The 20,495-nt window shown below is 36.3% G+C and carries 19 protein-coding genes and 1 pseudogene; 8 read left to right on the plus strand and 12 right to left on the minus strand.

Annotated features, from left to right (window positions below; translation table 11 throughout):
* Positions 1–393 precede the first annotated feature (393 nt).
* Complete coding sequence (locus ACK3CR_RS18690) at positions 394–1,800, plus strand: DUF4910 domain-containing protein (RefSeq protein ID WP_488975925.1); 1,407 nt, start codon at positions 394–396, stop codon at positions 1,798–1,800.
* A 33-nt stretch (positions 1,801–1,833) separates the two neighbouring features.
* Here the strand turns inward: ACK3CR_RS18690 and ACK3CR_RS18695 are convergent, their stop codons facing one another.
* The 4 genes from ACK3CR_RS18695 to ACK3CR_RS18710 all read right to left on the minus strand — a co-directional run bounded on the left by ACK3CR_RS18695 (position 1,834) and on the right by ACK3CR_RS18710 (position 7,492).
* Positions 1,834–4,047, minus strand: coding sequence for a choice-of-anchor I family protein (locus ACK3CR_RS18695; RefSeq protein ID WP_488975926.1), 2,214 nt, complete (start codon positions 4,045–4,047; stop codon positions 1,834–1,836).
* A 133-nt stretch (positions 4,048–4,180) separates the two neighbouring features.
* On the minus strand, positions 4,181–5,314 hold the full coding sequence (locus ACK3CR_RS18700; RefSeq protein WP_488975927.1) for a TcaA second domain-containing protein: 1,134 nt from the start codon (positions 5,312–5,314) through the stop codon (positions 4,181–4,183).
* Positions 5,315–5,328: 14 nt separating this feature from the next.
* Positions 5,329–6,384 (minus strand): DUF5105 domain-containing protein, encoded by a 1,056-nt coding sequence (locus ACK3CR_RS18705; RefSeq protein WP_430238007.1) that lies wholly within the window; start codon positions 6,382–6,384, stop codon positions 5,329–5,331.
* 463 nt (positions 6,385–6,847) lie between these two features.
* Positions 6,848–7,492, minus strand: a complete 645-nt coding sequence (locus tag ACK3CR_RS18710; RefSeq protein ID WP_243518819.1) for an SDR family oxidoreductase — start codon at positions 7,490–7,492, stop codon at positions 6,848–6,850.
* Positions 7,493–8,078: 586 nt separating this feature from the next.
* Here ACK3CR_RS18710 and ACK3CR_RS18715 point away from each other — a divergent pair.
* Positions 8,079–8,351 carry a hypothetical protein gene (locus ACK3CR_RS18715; protein ID WP_124049142.1) on the plus strand — a complete coding sequence of 91 codons (273 nt, stop codon included), beginning with the start codon at positions 8,079–8,081 and terminating at the stop codon, positions 8,349–8,351.
* A gap of 27 nt (positions 8,352–8,378) precedes the next feature.
* Here ACK3CR_RS18715 and trhO read toward each other — a convergent pair whose 3' ends face one another.
* Complete coding sequence (gene trhO, locus ACK3CR_RS18720) at positions 8,379–9,347, minus strand: oxygen-dependent tRNA uridine(34) hydroxylase TrhO (RefSeq protein ID WP_243518816.1); 969 nt, start codon at positions 9,345–9,347, stop codon at positions 8,379–8,381.
* A 201-nt stretch (positions 9,348–9,548) separates the two neighbouring features.
* Here trhO and ACK3CR_RS18725 point away from each other — a divergent pair, with 201 nt between their 5' ends.
* Complete coding sequence (locus ACK3CR_RS18725; RefSeq protein ID WP_488975928.1) at positions 9,549–11,090, plus strand: SMI1/KNR4 family protein; 1,542 nt, start codon at positions 9,549–9,551, stop codon at positions 11,088–11,090.
* A 45-nt stretch (positions 11,091–11,135) separates the two neighbouring features.
* On the opposite strand, the gene ACK3CR_RS18730 is transcribed toward ACK3CR_RS18725, so the two are convergent.
* Both ACK3CR_RS18730 and ACK3CR_RS18735 read right to left on the minus strand, forming a co-directional pair.
* Positions 11,136–12,191 carry a lactonase family protein gene (locus ACK3CR_RS18730; RefSeq protein ID WP_488975929.1) on the minus strand — a complete coding sequence of 352 codons (1,056 nt, stop codon included), beginning with the start codon at positions 12,189–12,191 and terminating at the stop codon, positions 11,136–11,138.
* 107 nt (positions 12,192–12,298) lie between these two features.
* A complete protein-coding gene (locus tag ACK3CR_RS18735) occupies positions 12,299–13,030 on the minus strand; it encodes a MurR/RpiR family transcriptional regulator (protein WP_243518807.1) in 732 nt (243 codons plus the stop codon).
* A gap of 167 nt (positions 13,031–13,197) precedes the next feature.
* Between ACK3CR_RS18735 and ACK3CR_RS18740 the strand changes: the two genes are divergently transcribed.
* Positions 13,198–14,526 carry a 6-phospho-beta-glucosidase gene (locus ACK3CR_RS18740; protein ID WP_243518805.1) on the plus strand — a complete coding sequence of 443 codons (1,329 nt, stop codon included), beginning with the start codon at positions 13,198–13,200 and terminating at the stop codon, positions 14,524–14,526.
* Positions 14,527–14,664: 138 nt separating this feature from the next.
* Here ACK3CR_RS18740 and ACK3CR_RS18745 read toward each other — a convergent pair whose 3' ends face one another.
* The 4 genes from ACK3CR_RS18745 to ACK3CR_RS18760 form a co-directional block, all read right to left on the minus strand.
* Positions 14,665–16,128, minus strand: coding sequence for a sodium:solute symporter family protein (locus ACK3CR_RS18745; protein WP_328122644.1), 1,464 nt, complete (start codon positions 16,126–16,128; stop codon positions 14,665–14,667).
* On the minus strand, positions 16,125–16,325 hold the full coding sequence (locus tag ACK3CR_RS18750) for a DUF3311 domain-containing protein (RefSeq protein ID WP_061805382.1): 201 nt from the start codon (positions 16,323–16,325) through the stop codon (positions 16,125–16,127). The genes ACK3CR_RS18745 and ACK3CR_RS18750 overlap by 4 nt, the downstream gene beginning before the upstream one ends.
* Before the next feature lie 122 nt (positions 16,326–16,447).
* Entirely contained in the window at positions 16,448–16,909 is a 462-nt protein-coding gene (locus ACK3CR_RS18755; protein ID WP_328122643.1) for an Imm6 family immunity protein, read from the minus strand.
* A gap of 14 nt (positions 16,910–16,923) precedes the next feature.
* The gene (locus tag ACK3CR_RS18760; protein WP_328122642.1) at positions 16,924–17,673 is read right to left on the minus strand and encodes an AAA family ATPase; all 750 of its coding nucleotides are present in this window, start codon (positions 17,671–17,673) and stop codon (positions 16,924–16,926) included.
* 129 nt (positions 17,674–17,802) lie between these two features.
* Between ACK3CR_RS18760 and ACK3CR_RS18765 the strand changes: the two are divergent.
* From ACK3CR_RS18765 to ACK3CR_RS18775, 3 genes and pseudogenes are all read left to right on the plus strand, one after another.
* Positions 17,803–17,946, plus strand: a pseudogene (locus tag ACK3CR_RS18765) (MerR family DNA-binding transcriptional regulator); the annotation flags it as partial.
* Between the two features lie 78 nt (positions 17,947–18,024).
* On the plus strand, positions 18,025–18,801 hold the full coding sequence (locus ACK3CR_RS18770) for a VOC family protein (protein ID WP_328122641.1): 777 nt from the start codon (positions 18,025–18,027) through the stop codon (positions 18,799–18,801).
* Positions 18,802–18,859: 58 nt separating this feature from the next.
* Positions 18,860–19,603 (plus strand): uracil-DNA glycosylase family protein, encoded by a 744-nt coding sequence (locus ACK3CR_RS18775; protein ID WP_328122640.1) that lies wholly within the window; start codon positions 18,860–18,862, stop codon positions 19,601–19,603.
* Positions 19,604–19,626: 23 nt separating this feature from the next.
* On the opposite strand, the gene ACK3CR_RS18780 is transcribed toward ACK3CR_RS18775, so the two are convergent.
* The gene (locus ACK3CR_RS18780) at positions 19,627–19,806 is read right to left on the minus strand and encodes a hypothetical protein (protein ID WP_243518790.1); all 180 of its coding nucleotides are present in this window, start codon (positions 19,804–19,806) and stop codon (positions 19,627–19,629) included.
* Between the two features lie 438 nt (positions 19,807–20,244).
* Here ACK3CR_RS18780 and ACK3CR_RS18785 point away from each other — a divergent pair, with 438 nt between their 5' ends.
* Positions 20,245–20,493: an HPr family phosphocarrier protein gene (locus tag ACK3CR_RS18785; protein WP_111925432.1), complete on the plus strand. Its 249-nt coding sequence runs from the start codon at positions 20,245–20,247 to the stop codon at positions 20,491–20,493.
* The last annotated feature ends 2 nt before the right edge of the window (positions 20,494–20,495 follow it).

A 20,495-nucleotide genomic window follows, 5' to 3' on the forward strand; every position in this document is an offset into this window, starting at 1 on the left:
CCATAAACTCTACCTCTCTTTTTTACATCGGCTAAAATATTCTAGGTTTAATAACAAATAGGATAAAAGTATTGTATAAATAGACCTACATTCTTTAATTTCCATTCCATTTAATCCCTATCATTCTTTTACTATACTCATTTTCCTTTATTTATTGAAAATAAACCACATATTTTTAATGGCTATACTTCAATCTTTTTCCTGTATTTCCTTTCTTAATCTTAACCTTTGAATACTAATCCTAGTATTTACTAATGTGATAAATTATCCCTACATTTCTATTTTACTATATTCATTACAAATTATTTACAACTAGTACTTTTCTAACTTAACTAAATTTTTAAAATATTATAACATTAATAATGAAGATAGTAAAAACTAGGAGGTTTTTTTATGAAACGATATCCTTTTCGAAAACCACTACTTTCTGTCGCACTTGTAGCAGGACTAGCAACAAGTACTTTTGGAATCCCATCCTCTTCGTTTGCAGCTTCACAAGTTGAAACATCCGCACTTACAAAAGAAGATCAAAAAATCGTTCAAAGTGTTAATGTTAATAACATATACAGTCATATTTCCCGCTTGTCTTCACAACCAAGAGTAGCAGGCACTCCTGCTGAATATAATGCTGTTCAATACATACAGCAGAAATTTTCTTCGTATGGATATAATGTTCAAATTCAGCCGTTTACTTTTGAAGCATATGTTCCACCAACAACGCTCTCATTAGATATTAAGGACGATAATACAGAGTACACTCCTCAAGCTTTAACATATACAGGAAATGGACAAGCAACAGGTGAGCTTCAGTACGTTGGGTTAGGTACTGAAGACGATGTAAAAGATCTTGATTTGACAGGAAAAATTGCCTTAATTGAACGTGGAAACATCTCTTTTGCTGAGAAAGTACTAAATGCAGCCAAAAAAGGAGCGGAAGCGGTCATCATTTATAACAATGAAGACGGTGAGCTAAATGGAACCCTCGGTGGAGCTAATGATGCTTATGTTCCTGCTCTTTCTTTACCAAAAGATGTTGGTGAAAAACTCGCTAAAAAGCTCCAAGACGGAGAAACTGTAAATGCTGAAGTCGCAGTTGAAGGTTCAAAATTAGAAACACGAACTTCTCACAATGTAATTGCAACGAAAAAAGCTTCAAATCAGAAAAAAGATACAGGCGAAATTGTCGTTGTTGGGGCTCATCATGACTCTGTTGAGGGAGCACCAGGAGCAAATGATGATGCATCAGGTGTTGCTGTAACGTTAGAGCTAGCTAGAGTGATGGCAAAAGCTAAGACAGATACTGAACTTCGTTTTGTAACATTTGGAGCAGAAGAAAACGGTCTTATCGGCTCTACAAAATACGTAGATTCGCTTGGACAAAATGATATTTTTAGAACGCGCGCAATGTTCCAGCTTGATATGGTTGGAAGCAAAGATGCAGGCGACCTTGTGATGAATACCGTAAGTGGGCAGCCTAACACAGTAACAGATGTTGCAGGCGATGCTAGTGAGCGATTGAATGGAGAACGAACTCCATATGGCCAGGGAGACCGAAGCGATCACGTTCCTTTCGCTGAAGTTGGCATACCATCTGCATTATTTATTCATGAGCCAACAGAACCATGGTATCATACCCCAGATGATACCGTTGACAAGATTAGTAAAGAAAAACTTCAAGATGTAGCAGAGATCGTCGGAGCAGGCGTTTATGATATTGCTAAGATCGATCGCCTTACACAAAATGTAAAGAAACCAAAACCAATGAAAAATGTTTCAAAAGAAGTCCAAGATGTAAAATAATAAAAGAGCAAGCCTTTTATTAGGCTTGCTTTTTTATTCTAGAGAAGATAAGAGTTTTGAGAGTACTTTTGCAGCTTGAGCCCGCGAAGACGATTCATATGGTGAGAAATTGCCGCTGTTCTTCCCACTCATAACTCCTAATGTATAAAGAGCATCAACTTTCTCCTGCGCCTCTTCTGAAATCATTCCTCTGTCTTTAAATGGTGCTCGTTCAACATGAGAAAGCTTTCCTTTTTTCCATTCATATGCTCTCATAATCATAAGAGCCATTTGCTGACGGGTAATGGATTGTTCAGGCTCAAAAATTTCCTTAGTTTTGCCTTGGATAATTCCTGCTTGATACAGGGCATTAACATCGTCACTTACCCATTCTGGAACATCTTTAAAAGGAGCAGTGTGAGAAACAGACGGGATATTTAACGCTCTTTTTACTATTTTAGCAAACTGAGCCCGTGTTACTTCTTCTTGAGGAGAGAAAGTACCATCCTCTTTTCCATCTACAATGCCTTTTTCTACAAGTTCTTGAATATATGTGTATGCCCAATGAGTTTTTGGAACATCTTTAAATTCTTTAGCTTTCCCTTCTATTTCATACAGAGCAACAGTTCCTGATACTTCGTTAGAAACGATTAAAAGCGGCGTCTTTGTTGGACTGTCCTTTTGATCAATAAACGTTATCCCTTCAGGCGCGGAATCTTCTTTCACATCTTCTGACATATCGCGACTTGAAAAGTACGTTGTATAGTGTGCTTTTGTAGGATTTGAGATATTATAAACCATCACGCCTCCCATCCGTTCAAGACCAATGAAAGCATAAGTTTGACCACCAATTTCCCCTACTTCTGCAGCTTCTGGCTCTGGCCCTTTATCATCACTTCTATTATCTAGTTTTACTTTATCATTTGAGGAATTAAACGTTTCAGGATAAACCTTAGCCGTAATATCTTCAAACTGTGAACCACTATCATATACTTTTTCTAATGTTTTAGCATCCCAAATGGAAAAAGAACGCCCTCCAAAAGAATACAGAGACTCATAGACGCCGTCTTTGTTTTTCCCTTCTTCAATACTTACTTTTAAATCCCCAAGCTCTTTCTCGTTGAAAAGCCCATTTTGGACCATTTGATTTATTTCTTTTTGAGTAAAACCTTTATAGTGTGTGGCATTCAGTTCAATTTTCTCACCGCTATTAAGAAGTTCCTTGATCGTTTTCTCTTCTCCATAAACCTCATAGTCGCGGGCATCTCCCTCATTCGGAGTTACGATATATCCTTTGTTGCCTTTTTGAAAATAATCAAGCGCATCTGGTTGGTACATTCCTAAAACAGGCAGGGGTTCAATATTAATTTTCCCATTATTCATTCCATCAAGGGCATTTTCTTTGAGAGAATGATCTTTCACTCCTAATCCTACAATCTCGTCAAACTTCTGCGTTTTTAAGTTCAACTTTGCAATCGCGTTATTTTCTTGAAGAGATACATATGCATACTCACTTTTCTCATCAACTGTAATATACTCGGGCTCAAGCTGTTCCATTAACGTGCCTTTTGACTTCTTTCTCACTTCCCCCCGAATTGGTACATCTTCGAAAGAAACGTTTATCGCCTTAATATTCAATTTCCTCATTTCTTCCTTTTTAAGATTATTGATTTCTTTTACATTAATAATGGAAACAGACCCTTCTGGATTTTGCTTGTAGTCACTGCTTGGCTCACCTTCATTTGCAGTGAGAAGAGTCTCTCCATCCGGAGTAAAAACAACGTTGTCAGGCAGAGCCCCTACCTCAATCTTTGTTAAAAAATTCCCTTCTTTATCAAGCAATACAATATAACCATTTTCCTGCTTCGGACTGCTCGGAACAGCAGCAGCTATAAAGTTCGCTTTCGGGTGTGTTGCAACACTTGTAATTCCATCCGCATTCTCAATTCCTAATTGTTTTAAAGAAATGCTTGCAGAAGGCTTTAAAGAGAGGTCTTCATTCTTGTTTAATGTTGAAAAATCAACAATATCAATAGATTTTTTCGCACTGTTTGTTACAAACGCTTTTTTTGTATGTATGTCATAAACTAATATTTCGGTTCCGCCTTCACCAGATCCACTATCATAACTTGCGATTTTTTTAATTTGAAGCGCATCATCTTCTCGGTCTACTGTTAACTCCCTTTCTTCACCTTGCACCAAAGAAGCACTGCTTATAAAGGCGCTTGCTGCTGTAAAAAGAGCTAAGGAAGCTTTAAGTCCTTTCATTTTCTCTCCTCCTTTTCTTTCAGCTTATTCTACACGCTAATTGTTAAGGAGCTATGAAAAAAACGTAAAAAATTGTAAGAAAATGCAGAAAAAGCTCTTATTTAAAAATAAGAGCTTTTTTCTACTATTATAATTAGTAATAACTACCTTCATCTTTTTTCCCATCACGTGTCCATTTGAAGACAGGATTATTGGGATTTGTCTCCTGAATATATTTCCAGTTCTCTACTTCGTCATCATCGTAATCATATTCGTCCATGTCATCAATCAGCCATTGTTTTTTCTCTGCACTGTAAACTAACTGATAGTCACGAAGCGCTCCGTAGGACAAATCTTCAAATTCTTTTCCGCCGCTAACCTTGACTTTATTCATATAGGAAACAGCTGCAGATGCATTTGCTTTCCACTTTCCGTCGAAATACGAAATATCAAGAGAATCAAGATCAACAATGCCTCCCTCATATTGAGACTGAATTTCATCTAAGGCATCTTTGACCTCTTCAAATCCTTCTCCATAATTGGACTCGCCACTCTTCAATTCTTGCGTTGCGTTTGAAAAAGCAGAAAGTTGAAACTCAGATGTCTCGTAGCGTGAAAAATCTTTGTTAAACAGCTCTACTGCCGAAACCAAATCTTTTTTCACTTTTTCATCAGACTTAGCCATCTTTTCAGAGTCAATTAGAAGACTTGTTTTCCCTGTTCCCCACAGCTCTTTTTTACGGTCTCCAATAAATGTAGCAAGATCTGTTTTTACCGATAGTTTAAACGTATATTCTCCAGGAAGAAATGGACCATATAGAGAATCTTTCTCTTTCGGAAGCCCCTTTTTAAATCCATTGGAGGAAAGGGTTACTTTCTCGCCTTCTTGTTCTCCCCTAATAGCGAGCTCTATTGTTTTCACCTCAAATTTATACTTTGGAAAAAACAACAGCTCTTTTCCGTCTTCCACAAGACTCACCTGTGAATTCGTTTCAGTAAAGTTCTTTTCCTTAAGCTGCTCGTCCAGGCTATCTTCAATCGCTTCTAGACTGCTACTATTAGATTGTAAATAGTTTGCAAACGCTTGTAGGGAAGTTTTATTGACCTGTGCTTTTTCATTATTTGGAACAATAAGCTCACTCAATAAATCCGTATCTTTTGTTGAAACAGCTTTCTCAAACTCTTTGACTGCTTCTTCAGGACTTTGTGTGTTTTGTTGAATCACAATGCTCGCCCCTACTATGAGTAAAAGGACTATAGCGGCACTAGTTAGTATCCACTTCTTCATTTTTACTCTCCTTATTAAAGCAGTCCTTCACCAAATGCTGTGTTAAAATCTTTTACAGCAGATGAGTCAATTTCCCATTTTCCGTCTTTCAGTTTTAAGTCAATAGTCATGTCGTATGAACTGTTCTTTGCATCTGTATCTTCCATGATTTTATCAAATTTTGTGACTGCATATTCATAAGCGGCTTCTCGGTCAAATGTTGCATTTTGTTCCATGTACTCCTTAGCATAATCACCTAAAGAATCATAAACGTCGGAAAGCGAAACGCTTGAATACTTTAATTTCACTTCTGCTTTATCTTTTCCTCTTGCTACAACTTTTGGTTCTAGTTTTGCCTTTTCTGCAAGCGTTGCTTTATAAGTGTCATACATCTTATTCATTTCTGAGTCATCTACATTTGTACCACTAGTTGCTGTGCTCATTCTATCAACAAATGCTTCTTTTGCTTGTTCTTCTATTTTCTCTTTATCTGCTGAAACTAGTTTGTCATAGTTTTTATCTTCTTCACCAAAGTAAAGAGTTTTCACATATGCTTCAACTGCTTTTGCAGGATCTTGAAGCGCCTCAAAACTATCATCATATTTCTTTGTATCTAGCTTGAGCATCACTTCTTCAGCTTCATCTTCCACTTCTTTTGTTCTTGGTTTTAAACCAACTTCATAACTTTTATCTTTCTCAACGTTAAAGTAGTACTTTACATTCTTGACTTTTTTGCCGCCAATAGTGCCGCTACTATCGTCATCTAAGCCTACTTCTGTATCATATACGTTTTCAGGTTCTATCTGCTCGTCCCCATCATAAAGCTTAACTCCATCATATGAATCAAGCATAATTGAAGAATTTGTCTTGTTTGTAACTTTCACATTGACCTCAAGAAGACCTGTTTCAGAGTCTACAGATTGACCATCGTCCTCACTTGAAATTACATATGCCGCATCTTTAATTGTTGCTTCAATAACATCACTCTTAGACGAAGATCCTTCTTCTTTCGAACTTGACTCAGACCCACATGCAGCTAAACTTAAAGCCAGTGCCGAACTCATTCCTATAATACTTAACTTTTTCCACATCACGCGTTCTCCTCCTGTTACTTAAAGCACAATTCCTCACCTGAATTTGCCATATGTATTTTTTAGTTCCCTTCACTCTTTTATGTATCAGCGCTGAATAAGAGCTCTTAAAAACTTCTTTTTCCATAATAAGTAACAATTGGGGGCTGGTCAAGGTAAATCATGTAAGTAAATTTACTTATTTTTCATATACCTTTTCCTTTTATACACTATATAAAAACCATTTTTTATAGTGTAAAATACCCAAAAGAAAGATATACGCCTCCTTTTTACTAATATAGAAAATAACGAACATTCATTGCTATAATAGGGTTTATAGTTATTGTTTTCTTTAACATTAACCTTTTTCTATAAAAGGATGTAAATGGATTTTAGGATAGTCCGTTCGATCTATTCTTTTTTTGCTTCTTTTTCAAAAAAAAGAGAGAAGGCCACCTCCTTCTCTCTCTCTTAGTCTTTTTACTTATAAAGAACGTAGTGCTTCCGAAACGTCTTGCTCTCCAGAAACTAAATCAAATCCACGTTTAAACGTTGCTTCTTCTGTAAGAGCAGTTACAACCGTTTTTGCTACATCTTCACGTGGAATAGATCCTCTTTCTAGATTTTCCGAAACTTTAACTTTACCTGTTCCAGCATTATTTAGAAGACCCCCTGGACGAACAATTGTATAGTTCAGTGAACTGCTTTCTAATACTTTATCTGCATAATGCTTCGCAACATAGTATGGAAGTAAGTTTCCGTTCCAATTTTCACGGTGATGGGCTTGAAGAGCACTTACCATCACAAATCGTTTAATTCCAAGCTTTTCAGCCGCTTCGATAGATTTTCCCGCACCATCTAAATCTACTAGAAGAGTTTTGTCCTCTCCTGTACCTCCACCTGAACCTGCTGAGAAGATAAATGCATCGCAATCTTTTCCCGCTTCAACAATCTCGTCTACTGTGCCTTCTAGACTTGCCACAACAGCTTCAATGCCATTATCTCTTAATTTTTCAGCTTGTTCTTCTTTGCGAACCATTGCACGTACGCTATGCTCTGTGCTGTTTTGAAGAAGTGGCACGATATGTTGTCCAACTCCTCCGTTGGCGCCGATAAGTAATACTTTCATATGTATCAAACTCCTTTTTCTTTTATTTCTTCTTATTATTTCAAAAGGATGATAGACGAGCAAACAATCTGCTTTAGGTTGTTTGCTTTCCCTCATAACAAATTTTTCTCTTTTTCTTATTCCCTAAACACGTTTAAAAAAACCTTTTACTACACTTCCGTTCCCAAAAATTGTTACTTTATCCCTATAATAGCATTTCCAAATTCCTACTTTTCTAACTTGGAGGGGATCCCTCATTTTAGTAAAATTAAATAAGTTCAAAAATGAAAATAGCGAAAAAAAACCTGACATGGAGCTTCTTTTTTAGCCCTAGTGATTTTACTCGCCCCTTTTGAAAGCGTATACTTTATTTTACGGTCAGTAAATAAAGCGTATTTTCTATATATGATAGAAAGTACGCTTTGTTGTTTTCCCCTCTTAAAATACGGGTATAAAATTTATTTACCTCTTTTGTACACCTCTTTCTCTTTTTATCATACATATAAAGAGTGATTCTTAATTATTTTATTTTCGACAACTTTTGAGTGACTTCTCTGTTGATATTTTGTAAACTTTATTACAACAATGTAAATAAGGAGGCTATCTTATGAGAATCCAAGATTTCATGCTTCAACCTGACTATGAACTTGTTCAATTTTCTTTCTCCTTAGTACGCGACGTAGAACAAAAACTTCGTTCAAAACATTTATTCTACGAAAATCAAGTAAAGAACTATGTAAAAGACCAAATTAATGCCTTTATTATAAAAATGAACGTCAAAAAAGCCCTAAGCACTGTGTACAAAGCTGAACTTCATATGCTTGTTAAACATCGTTTAGACGCCTTAACACAGCGCTATAGCTTGCTTAAATGTGTATAAAAAAATCCTCCTAAAAAGGAGGATTTTTTATTTCACTGCTGCTTCTTCACGTTCAATAACAGCTAATCTTTCTTGAATTTCTTCTTCTGAAAGATCGTGCTCTTTTACATATAAGTTTCTTGGTGTCACACGACATTCGTGCGTGCAGCCGCGCATATATTTGTGTTCATTTTCTTCTGAACAGATAATTTGCTTGTTACATTCTGGGTTTGCACAGTTTACATAGCGCTCACAAGGCTCACCTGAAAAGTAGTCTTTCCCAACAACAACGTGTTCTACTCTGTTAACAGGAACTGTTAAACGCTTATCAAACACGTAGCATTGTCCATCCCAAAGTTGACCTTGCACTTCAGGGTCTTTACCGTACGTTACGATTCCGCCGTGAAGTTGAGAAACATCTTCAAATCCTTCACGTACAAGCCATCCTGAGAATTTCTCACAGCGAATTCCGCCTGTGCAGTACGTTAAGATTTTTTTACCATCAAGCAGTTCTTTATTTTCTTTGATCCACTCAGGAAGCTCGCGGAACGTACGGATATCCGGACGGATCGCTCCTCTGAAATGACCAACATCATATTCATAGTCGTTACGTGCATCAATAACAAGCGTATTGTCATCTTGCATTTGCTCATAAAATTCTTTTGGCTCAAGATATTTCCCTGTTAACTCATGTGGGTTAATATCTTCGTCAAGCTGAAGATTTACAAGCTCTGGACGATAACGAACGTGCATTTTTTGGAATGCATGCTCATCTTCTTCATCAATTTTGAAGACCATATCTGCGAAACGTGGGTCCGCATGCATTTTTTTCATATATTGTTCAGTCTGTTCGACTGTTCCAGAAACGGTTCCGTTAATACCTTCATCAGCAACTAGAATACGACCTAGTAGCCCAAGTTCTTTACAAAATGCTAAATGTTCAGCCGTAAACTCTTCTGGATTTTCGATTTTTACGTACTGATAATAAAGCAATACTCTATATTGTTTGTTTTCCATAGTTAAAACATCCTGTTCAATTGTAGATTTGGTTGCAAGCCAACGCTATCCATTATACAACAAAACAATCCATATTGGAAACGACTTATTTTAAAAATGTAGTGAGCAGCTATTCTTCTACCACTATACCCCACCTTTTCACTATTTATGGAAATGGTTATTTATTGTATGATAAAAAGAAAAGATAAAGGAGAAACCGGTATGAATGCTCTTATGAAGGATCTCGAACAAGAAATGACCCCTTTATTTTCTTCCTTTCTTAATCCTCCTGCCTCAAAGGAAAAGATAAAAGAAGTAGAAAAAGAAATTGGCGTTACGTTTCCAAGCGAACTTCGTCAACTATACCTTTATAGTGATGGAGAAGGAGAAAATGGGCCAGGTTTTTTCTTTGGTCTTCCTTTTCTTTCATTAGATGGGCTTTTAGAAGAATGGAGGGTATGGAAAAGTATAGGGACTGATTTAAATGAAGAAATTGATTCTTACTCAGTGCCAACTGGCTGGATAGAAGAACTATATACAAACTCTAAATGGATCCCTATTAGCAAAGATTTCGGTGGCAATAATATGGGCGTTGATCTCTCTCCTGATGTGCAAGGAATGAAGGGCCAAGTTATTAATTTTGGACGAGATGAAGAGACAAAATATGTTATTGCCCAAAGCCTGAATGACTTTCTTCGCTTTATGTTAAAAACAATTCAAAGCGGAAATTATACGATATATAATGAGGGTGACACAGTATCCTGGTCATATGGAGACAGCGGTGGCGATCATTTTTTTGATGAGCTGTCTGATATGAGTCTTCCGGTACTTCGTCCTCAGTTTGCTTCTACATCACCAAACGAGCTAGAAAAGTGGTATAGTTCGCTTAACTCATCATGGAGAGAAATTGTTGATGAAACCTCTTTGTCTCCACAGCAGTTTATAAAAAGCAAACAACTTTATTTTCTAAGAGGTCCAAAGGTAAATGACCTTTCACCTCTTTCTCTATGTACAGAAATGAAAGAGCTTATTTTAAGTGGCAATAATGTGAAAGATTTAAGTCCTCTTGCAAGGATGAATGGGTTAAAAAAGTTATTTTTAGCACATACCCCTGTTGAAGATGTAAGATCAATTAGTCATCTTCAACATTTAAAGGAATTAAACGTAAGCGCAACAGCCTTAAAAGATTTATCACAGCTTGCTTCATTTCCAGTCTTAAAAACGCTTCACTTAAAAGAGATGGGACATCTTAATTACAGCGGACTTTCACAGCTATCCATTCAGTCTCTTTTTGTTTCTATTGAAAATGGTGAGCAACTTCATGCTCTCTCAAAAATAAAGACATTAAAACACCTGTCTATTTCAAGCTTACAAAATGTAAAGCAAGAAGAAATAGCAGTTCTTGAACAACTAACAAACCTTCAAACACTTGAGATTTCAGAAGGATCTTTTCTTCATCTTGATTTTATGAAGAAGATGAAGAAACTGAAACAGCTTACTTTTTCTGATTGTGTTGTAAAAGATGCCGAAGCATTAGCAACCCTTCCTCAGCTTAAAGACTTAGAGCTGAGAGGTTCAGAAATAGTAAACCTAGAAAAAATTGCTCGTTCTTCTTCTCTTACAAAATTTTCAGGATCCTTTCAACAGTTTAATCTTTTAAAAGACCTTTTCAGTCAAAAAGTTGATTTCTCTACGCTCATTGGTGAAACATCAGCGGAAGAAGAAGACATTTGGCATCATTATTTAAATGAACAACGAAAATAAAATCGGTTTTGGGATTCCTCCCAAAACCGATTTTATTTTTTATTCTTATTGTGGAAGTGTCGCAAATTTCACACATACTGGCTCTGGAACAGTTACATCTTTTTGAAGAAGGGAAAGTCTTCCTGTTTCTTCATCTCTTCTAAACAGAACAAGATTGTCCGACTCTTGGTTTGAAGCGACCACAAATTTCCCTGTTGGATCTAATACAAAATCACGTGGCCAGTCTCCTTCTGTTGACGTATGTTCCACAAATGTAAGCAATCCTGAATCACCGTGAACTTTGAATACAGCAATGCTATTGTGTCCGCGATTCCCCGCATAAACAAATCGTCCGTCATGTGATAAATAGATAGCGCTTCCTTGATTGTTCTCCGTAAAGTCTTCTGGAATAGTTGAAATGTATTGAAGCTCAGTAAATGCACCGCTTTGTTCATCATAGCGAAGTACAATAACTTCTGAGCTAATTTCTGTCATAACATATGCATACTTTCCATTTGGATGGAATGCAATGTGACGTGGACCGCTTCCTTCTTTCGTAGAAAGTGTAGCTACTTGCTTAAGTTCTTTACCTTCTCTTATATATGTTACAATTTGATCACTTCCTAGATCAATAGCAAGTATATATTTTTCATCAGGCGTTCGTCCTGCATAGTGTGTATGAGGCTTTTCTTGTCTTTCATGTGGACCAGATCCCTCATGCGCAACAATGTCAAGTGCAGTATTTACAGTGCCATCCTGCTCATTAACTTCATATAGTTCAATTGTGCCTTTATGATAGTTTGCTGTATAAATTTCTGTATTTTCATCATTTGTTGTTACATGACAAGGAGGTGCTCCTTCTGCTGTTACTGTATTAAGTTCTTTCAGTTCTCCTCCGGTGACAGCATATGAAGCAAGTCCACCTTCTTCACCTACTTTTGCTACAGAGTATAAATATTTCTCATCTTTACTTAATGTTAAATATGTAGGATTATCTACATGTGCCGCTTCCTTCACAGAAGAAAGCGTTCCATTTTCCACATCAAGTGTGAAGGAATAGATTCCTTTACTTCCCCTTTTTGTATATGTACCAACATAACCAGTAAACTTCTTGCTTTCCATGTAAATACTACCTCCCCAAAATAATTGATTTCTTTTATTGTAAATGACCTTTTCCATTGAGACAACGTTCAATTTGTTCAACCTTACACAATTGAAAGAAAAAGCTTCTAATTTTTTGCTCTTGTTGAAACACGGTGTACCTCACGCGCCATCTCTTCTAAAAGATAGACAACAGGCATTTGTGTTGTAATATTCGCTCCATTTATCCATTCTTCGTTTACATAATAAGAAATATTCACATCAGCCATCTTGCTCATTGTGCAATGTTTGTTATTTGTAATACTCACAATGTGACTTCCGCTCTCTTTTAACTGATGAATGTGGGACACGGTAAAGCTAGTTTCTCCTGATACAGACAGAGCTATTGTTGTACTATTATGTAAAAAATTTGCCTGAATAGGCATATAAGGATCTTTTACATACATAGATAGCTTTCCAATACTCGAAAAATATCGAGCACCATATTCAGCTAAAATACCAGAGCTTCCTGTTCCAATAAAAATAACGTTATCACAACTTGTAATAAGATCGACTGCTCTCTTTATTCCTTCTTGAAAACTCTCAATTCTTTCTACAAACTCTGAGAGAGCATATTGGCTGCTTTTTACTTTAACTTCCTGCGATTGATTTAAATGAAGCTTCAATTTTACTTTAAACTCTGAAAAACCTTCACAGTTTATTTTCCGACAAAATCGTAAAATAGTGGACGTTGAAACATGCGTTTCATTAGCAAGATCGCGAATTCGCATATATACGACCTTTTCTCCATTTTTACAAATGTAGTTATATAAAGCAGTTTCAAGTTCATTAAACGAAGAAATCATTTCACTTGAAAACATGTTCCCCCTCCTTCTTTTTAAGAATAACATGAAACATAGTGTTTCGGAAATGTAACAAATGCCTTTTAACGTCATAAAAACCTAAACACCCTCTCTCTATTTACTCCCTTTTAGTAAAGCGATTACACTTAATGTGCACTCAATTTTAGTTATTGGAGGTTTTCACAATGTCAAAAGGAATTAAAATTGTAACTATTGGTGGAGGCTCAAGCTATACACCTGAACTAGTAGAAGGTTTTATTAAACATTATCATGAATTGCCACTAAGAGAGCTTTGGCTTGTTGATATAGAAGAAGGAAAAGAAAAACTAGAGATTGTTGGCAATCTCGCAAAACGCATGATTGCAAAAGCTGGATTAGATATTGAAGTTCATTTAACTCTAGACCGTAGAGAAGCCTTAAAAGATGCTGACTTTGTTACAACACAACTTCGCGTTGGTCTTCTTGATGCTCGTGCAAAAGATGAGCGCATTCCATTAAAACATGGTGTATTAGGGCAAGAAACGAACGGGCCAGGTGGACTTTTCAAAGGCCTACGTACAATTCCTGTTATTTTAGACATCGTAAACGATATTGAGGAACTATGTCCAAACGCTTGGCTCATTAACTTTACAAACCCAGCTGGTATGGTAACTGAAGCTGTTCTTCGTTATAGCAATCATAAAAAAATTGTTGGCTTGTGCAATGTACCAATCGGAATGGAAATGGGGATTGCTAAATTATTAGACGTTGATCATTCTCGAATCTCTATTGATTTTGCTGGTTTAAATCATATGGTATATGGACTAGATGTTTATTTGGACGGAGTTAGCGTAAAAGAAAAAGTAATTGAAAAGCTATCAGATCCTGAAAACAGCAGCTTTGTGAAAAACATCGAAGGTCAAGAATGGGAGCCTGGATTCTTAAAAGCTTTAAATGCGCTCACATGCCCATACCACCTGTACTACTATAAAAAAGAACAAACGCTGCAAAAAGAGCTTAAAAACTTTGAAGAAGGCACAACGCGCGCGGAAGTTGTGAAAAAGCTAGAAACTGAACTATTCGAACTGTACAAAGATGAAAATCTAGCCGTAAAACCACCTCAGTTAGAAGAACGTGGCGGTGCTTACTATAGCGATGCAGCTGTTCGCTTAATTTCTTCTATTTATAACGATAAACGAGATATTCAACCTGTTAACACAATCAATAATGGAGCAATCTCATTTATCCCAGCAGAATCTGCTGTTGAAGTAAGCTGCGTTATTACAAAAGAAGGGCCTCGTCCTGTTGTGAACGGTGAAATTCCGGTTGCTGCTCAAGGACTTGTTAGCCAAATTAAATCATTTGAACGCGTTGCCGCAGAAGCTGCTGTAACAGGAAACTATGACACAGCTCTTCTTGCCTTAACAATTAATCCACTTGTACCATCTGATAAAATGGCTAAAGTCATTTTAGATGAAATGCTAGAAGCGCATAAAGACTATTTACCAAACTTTTTCACACGCGTTGAAGCTTAAATAAAAAAAGGTCTGAATTTAATTTCAGACCTTTTTTTGATGAATACTGGATTGTTAAAAGCTAGTTATCACCCTAACATTTTGACCTGCTGTTCATGAAAAATCCCTCCATTTTGCAATGGAGGAATTAAGGCTATCTTATATGTTGCTTTGTCCTTTATTTATCTTTTTCGTCATTAAACTTACAATAATCGTTACAATTACGTTAATAAATAATGCAATGAATCCAATATTCAAATCTTTTACTCCCTGAGGTATGTTAGGGAACAATGTTGCAATCGTTGTTCCGCTTAGCGTGATATAAGTTACAGTAGCAAGTCCAACAATAATACCTGATGCTGCTCCTTGCTTTGTTACAAAGTTGCGTTTTCTCAAACTAAAAATTAAACTTGGAAAAAGCTGCGTCATAATGTTATAGCCCATAAGTGAAATGGTTGCGAGAGTTGTTCCTTCATTTAGTGTAAAATAAACCGAAATAAGAGCAATAAAAGGAACAAGCGTTTTAGCTAATTTAACAACTCTCTCATCAGGTGCAGATGGAACGAATACTTTATAAACATTTTTTGATAATAGCGTTGAAGCACTGAGCAAAATCATGGAGCCAGGCACAAGCGCTGTTAGCAGCCCTGCACCTCCAATGATTCCAATGAACCATGGATCAAACGTCTGAATCGATAAGCTTAATAAAGCTAAATCAACGTCTCCCCCCTGCAAGCCCGGAACTTTTAAAACAGCTGCATATCCTACAAAAAAGACAAAAAGAAGCATAAGTGTATAAAGTGGACTAATTATTGCATTTCTGCGAAAGACTTTTCCACTCTTCGCTGTATATGTTGAGCTAAATACTTGTGGCCACATATAAAAACCAAGCACAAGTAAAATAACGGTTGAAATAAACCAAGACACGCTATAGCCTTCATCTGGTAGCTTTAAAAGCTCAGGCTTTGAACTGTAAATAGCTTGAAACATATCATGATAGCTTCCATAATAATGAAGAGGTAAATACACTCCTAAAAATCCAATAATACTAACCATCATAAGATCCTTAATAACCGCTGTCCACGCAGAACCGTGAATGCCCGAAATCATCACATACACCGTCAAGCAAATCGCTCCTACCCAAACGGCTGTTGAGAGAGAAATAGCTCCATATGAAGCTTGTGACACGATAATTCCAAGCCCTTTAAGCTGAACAACAATAATAGGAATCATCGCAACAACACCAACGATTGCTACTAGCACACCTAAATACGGACTTTTATATTTACTTACAAAAAAATCTGATTGAGAAACTAAATTATGTTCCTTAGCATATTTCCAAATGCTTGGAAGAAGCCAATATGAGAGAACATAAGAAAGCGTAATATAGATCATAACGTACAAAGCAGGTGTTCCTTTTCCATACGCCCAGCCGCTTCCTCCTAAAAAGGAGAACGTTGTATAAATTTCCCCCGCCATCAGTAGAAAAACAAATATCCCACTAAAGCCGCGGCCTGCTACTGTCCACTCTTCTAAGTTCATTTCTTTTCCCTTTGAAGCACGGATACCTAAATAAAGAGCTAAAAGTAAAAATGCTAAAATAATAAAAAGTGCCAAATTCATTTTTCTTCCCCTTCCCGGTTTCGCGGGTCTAATTTGTACATAATGCCTAGAATGACTGATGTTAACACTGTCCATAAAGCCATCCAAAACATATTAAAAGGTAAGCCTAATACAAAAGGCTCTATTCTGTTTACAAAGGGAAGAAACCCTAATATAGCAATAAAGGGTACAAGCGAAAGTAAATAGATCTTTCTCATCCAGAAAACCTCCTTATCACAACTCATCCCCTATACGATATCTGTTATAGAGGAGTAACTTTTCTATTATAAAACGAATTTTAAAAACTACAAAGAAGAATTGCTTGGTATAGTGAATTTTCTTATATGAGAAAGCTTTCTACTTCGGCAATAGTTTCAGCCACTATTTGCTGATGACTCGGATCAAGCGCATAAAAGCTCGCCAAAAAATGTTCGATAAGCTCTTCATCAATGCTTTCAAGCGTTTGAGGAACATACTTCTGTCCCTCATAGGCATACGCCCAATAAGCAGTATACGCTACTGTACTCACAACACAGTCCCAAACCTGTTCAGTCTCCTCTTCCATATCTATATACCCTGTATAATTAAATAAACCTGACTCATCGCTTCCATCCTCAAGCAATGAGTACAAATTATCTCCTTTTTCTCTTTGAACTTTCGACCAGTCCGCACAGCGTCTCAGCGCTCCTTTTGCTTCTGGATACCCTTCTATCCCCCTTAATCGATCTACAACCTTCTCACTTAATAGAACTAAACAAGCAACTTGACTCCTTGGACTTAACATTAAAAAATACTCTAGCATATTACACCTTCTTTCTATTTTGTTTCATCTTCTTCTGTCAGTAGATGATGAAGCATTCTTTCTCTATTTTGTAAAAAATAATGTGTAATTTGGTAATGATCTGTCATTTCATAAGGGATTTCCTCAAGAGAAGAAGAATCAAAATTCAAGATAACTCCCTCTGGATAGCCTAATAAAATAGGAGAATGTGTAGCGATAATAAATTGTGCATTCCCTTTTTTAGAAAGATCATGAATTGTTTTTAGTAACGCAAGCTGTCTTGCTGGGGAAAGTGCTGCTTCTGGTTCATCTAAAAGATAGAGAGCTTTCTCATTAAAGCGATGTGAAAAAAGCGAAAGAAATGCTTCTCCATGTGATTGCTCATGCAAAGATTTTCCTCCGTACGCTTTAAAAACATCTTGATCAGGATTTTCTTTTTGCAGGATATCAAGATAGGTGGCAAAATTATAAAATGATTCTGCTCTTAAAAAGAAACCGTTCGAGACTTTCGGCATCCATGATAAGCGAATATATTCATCTAATATTGGTTTTTGTTCATACGTGCTATACTGATTATTTTTAGCGCCTCCAGAGAGATGAAAGCCACAATTTGACGCAATAGCCTCTAATAGCGTGGACTTACCAGACCCGTTTTCTCCCACAAAAAAAGTTACGCACGTGTTAAAATCGAGCTCTTCAAGCGCTCCAATAACTGGAATTGAAAAAGGGAACTGCTCGAAACTAGTCACTTTATCGCGCAGTAGACTCACTTTCCTCAAAAACATAAACACTCTTCCTCCCTATTTTTTCTTTCATTTTAATAGCAATGTAGAAAGAAAGACAACCATAACCAAATACATTTTATCCCAAAATTGAGTGGATATTGTATACTAAATGAAAGAGCGGTGTTAAAGATGTACTCTACTGGAAAAATGGCTTCACTCTGCGGCACTTCTATAAAAACAATTCGATATTACAGCAATATTGGACTCCTAGAACCTTCATTTATACATAACGAAACAGGATATCGTTACTATAGCTATCAAGAACTTGAAAAATTACGGTACATTCTGTTTTTTAATTTGGTTTATTATTTATCGTACAAATTCCATCATTACTTAAAAGGAGATCTATCAATGATTACTCACTATTCTGATGTCCAGCTCCATACACTATCCATTCAAGGTGTTAAACAAATTTATAAAGAGCGTCTTCACTTCCCTATCATCTATGAATCTTCCACATTTATCCGTTTTCAAATCAGCTCTTATACAACGCTAAGTTTTAAAGAAGAATATACTCCCGTATCCCCTGCTCATGTCGCGTTCCAAGTGCCATATTCGCTATTCTATGAATCCGCATCTTTTTTAAGTCAATCTGGCTTGCTTCTCCTAGGGCAAGAAAATGATAAATATATTGATGATGAGAACGGACGAAGAAACCTTTATTTTCGAGACGGAGACGGTCATCTTTTAGAAATTATTGCTCATGAAAGTGTTGACGAAACAGTCCTAAAACCGTTAGGAGATCTCCATATTATATACATCCGGGAAGTTGGTTTCCCTGTTTCTTCTGTTCCTGTTTTCAGAGAGTGGCTAAAAAATAAACTGAGTATGAAAACAGAGCGAGATCAAGATATATTTAACTTTGTAATAAGTGGAACCGCTCATGCTGTTGTTGTTTCTAAAACAAGGCCTTGGATTCCGATTGCTCTAAAAGCCTTAGCTCCTCGTATGATTGTAACGTTTGGCACACCTAACTTGTCCTTTATAAAAGAGCTAGGAGAGAAAGTAGAAAATGCCAAATGGAATAGCCATCTTCTTTGCTTTTCAAAAGAAGAGTATGCTTTTCAAGTACAATTTACTCCTGACCTTCATAAAGATGTCCCAGCACAGCTTAACCTTCCGTTTTGAATGAATGATGCTCGTTCAGGGTAAAACAGAAAGAAAAAGGTTAAAAAGGTGCAACAACATGATAAAAAATATTAGCGATTGCTTAGAAGCAATTTATAACTTACCTTTAAATCAATCACTCTCGCGTGAGCATCTGCTTCATTCATCTTTTCTCGTCGGAAAAGAAAACAACGTTGAAATCTACTATTCCCCGCACAATGAATATATCAATAAGGATGCAAAAGTGATTATCGTTGGAATTACACCAGGATTTCAGCAAATGAAATTGGCGTATGAAACGTTGAGAAGTGAATTAGCCAATGGACATTCATTAGAATATGGATTGAAAAAATCGAAAATAGCGGGAAGCTTTGCGGGAAGTATGAGAAGAAATTTAATTCATATGTTAGAAGAATGCGGTCTTCCGACAGCGCTTAGGATAAAAGATGCTGCTTCTCTTTTTTCAACAGAACGAAACATTCTTCATACAACATCAGTTATCAAATATCCTGCTTTTTATAAAGGGAAAAACTATACAGGTTCTCAGCCTATGATTAATAAAAATAAACTTTTGTCGTCTTACGCGTACACTATATTCCCAGAGGAGCTTGCACAGTTGCCTTCTAAAGCCCTTGTTATTCCCCTTGGAAAAGCTGCTGATCATGTTCTAACAAACTTAGCCCAAGAAGGAAAAATTAAACAAACATTCTTAACAGGTTTCCCTCATCCATCAGGTGCAAATGGACATCGTCGCAAGCAGTTTGAACAACGAAAAGAAGCGTTAATAAAAGCCATTTTTCAGTGGATACAAGAAAGGGCATAAAATATTTTTATGCCCTTTCTTTTTTATTCTAATTTTGACTTCTTTCGTTTTTTTCCTATCACAAAAGCTGCACAAATTAAAAAGAAAAGCCCAAGAGCAGTTCCAATGAGCATCGCATAATCAAAATGACGTTCAAATCCTAATCCAGCTGTAATACAAGCGATAAATAAACATAAAAAGAATACGGTATAGCTTCTACGCATCTTACCTCTCCTTTTAAAACTTATTTCTCCCTTTTATAAGCATCCAAAATCTTTCTCATTAGTATGCTCAAAAAGCTAGAAAAAATGATGCTTCATATATAACATATTTGTTAAGATTTTTCACTCTGTAGTTTTCTTACTAATAGATTAGCAGGTATGTTAAAAAGTGTTTTCCTCTCCCCTTATTCTCTTTTATACTTTCTTTTTATGATTTAGTACTGATATTCAGGAAACAAATTCCGCCCTGTCTCTTTTTAACATGTTCTCTCACCTTACCCGTTTTATGATAAGTTTTCTTAATGGTTATTCATTCTTTTTTTCTATTTTCATAATCTATAAAAAAGATTATATAATGAACATTGTAGACATTTATAACACCCTTAGAGAAGCTAAACCGTCTAACAAAGGAGTTAACACATTTGGAGAGGCGTGTGAAAGATGGCATTAAATAAATCATTAGCAAAAGTGGTTGTAGAGATTAACGAAACAGCCAATAAATTTCAGTCAAGCATTGTCATTAAAACAGATGATAAAACGATTGATGCCAAAAGTATTCTTGGTCTAACGTATACAGTACTTAATTCTCAATCATTTCAAGTTGAAATACATGGAGAAGATGAAGAAGGAGCAAAACGAGCGATGTCACACGTTTTTTGGAAAAATAATCTTCCTATTGAGCTTGTCTAACT

Source organism: Priestia sp. TRM10, assembly GCF_057808375.1.

Excerpts from the sequence above, each read along its gene's own strand:
- ACK3CR_RS18690 (WP_488975925.1), top strand. The coding sequence starts at position 394 with ATGAAACGATATCCTTTTCGAAAACCACTACTTTCTGTCGCACTTGTA.
- ACK3CR_RS18695 (WP_488975926.1), bottom strand. The coding sequence starts at position 4,047 with ATGAAAGGACTTAAAGCTTCCTTAGCTCTTTTTACAGCAGCAAGCGCC.
- ACK3CR_RS18700 (WP_488975927.1), bottom strand. The coding sequence starts at position 5,314 with ATGAAGAAGTGGATACTAACTAGTGCCGCTATAGTCCTTTTACTCATA.
- ACK3CR_RS18705 (WP_430238007.1), bottom strand. The coding sequence starts at position 6,384 with ATGTGGAAAAAGTTAAGTATTATAGGAATGAGTTCGGCACTGGCTTTA.
- ACK3CR_RS18710 (WP_243518819.1), bottom strand. The coding sequence starts at position 7,492 with ATGAAAGTATTACTTATCGGCGCCAACGGAGGAGTTGGACAACATATC.
- ACK3CR_RS18715 (WP_124049142.1), top strand. The coding sequence starts at position 8,079 with ATGAGAATCCAAGATTTCATGCTTCAACCTGACTATGAACTTGTTCAA.
- trhO (WP_243518816.1), bottom strand. The coding sequence starts at position 9,347 with ATGGAAAACAAACAATATAGAGTATTGCTTTATTATCAGTACGTAAAA.
- ACK3CR_RS18725 (WP_488975928.1), top strand. The coding sequence starts at position 9,549 with ATGAATGCTCTTATGAAGGATCTCGAACAAGAAATGACCCCTTTATTT.
- ACK3CR_RS18730 (WP_488975929.1), bottom strand. The coding sequence starts at position 12,191 with ATGGAAAGCAAGAAGTTTACTGGTTATGTTGGTACATATACAAAAAGG.
- ACK3CR_RS18735 (WP_243518807.1), bottom strand. The coding sequence starts at position 13,030 with ATGTTTTCAAGTGAAATGATTTCTTCGTTTAATGAACTTGAAACTGCT.
- ACK3CR_RS18740 (WP_243518805.1), top strand. The coding sequence starts at position 13,198 with ATGTCAAAAGGAATTAAAATTGTAACTATTGGTGGAGGCTCAAGCTAT.
- ACK3CR_RS18745 (WP_328122644.1), bottom strand. The coding sequence starts at position 16,128 with ATGAATTTGGCACTTTTTATTATTTTAGCATTTTTACTTTTAGCTCTT.
- ACK3CR_RS18750 (WP_061805382.1), bottom strand. The coding sequence starts at position 16,325 with ATGAGAAAGATCTATTTACTTTCGCTTGTACCCTTTATTGCTATATTA.
- ACK3CR_RS18755 (WP_328122643.1), bottom strand. The coding sequence starts at position 16,909 with ATGCTAGAGTATTTTTTAATGTTAAGTCCAAGGAGTCAAGTTGCTTGT.
- ACK3CR_RS18760 (WP_328122642.1), bottom strand. The coding sequence starts at position 17,673 with ATGTTTTTGAGGAAAGTGAGTCTACTGCGCGATAAAGTGACTAGTTTC.
- ACK3CR_RS18770 (WP_328122641.1), top strand. The coding sequence starts at position 18,025 with ATGATTACTCACTATTCTGATGTCCAGCTCCATACACTATCCATTCAA.
- ACK3CR_RS18775 (WP_328122640.1), top strand. The coding sequence starts at position 18,860 with ATGATAAAAAATATTAGCGATTGCTTAGAAGCAATTTATAACTTACCT.
- ACK3CR_RS18780 (WP_243518790.1), bottom strand. The coding sequence starts at position 19,806 with ATGCGTAGAAGCTATACCGTATTCTTTTTATGTTTATTTATCGCTTGT.
- ACK3CR_RS18785 (WP_111925432.1), top strand. The coding sequence starts at position 20,245 with ATGGCATTAAATAAATCATTAGCAAAAGTGGTTGTAGAGATTAACGAA.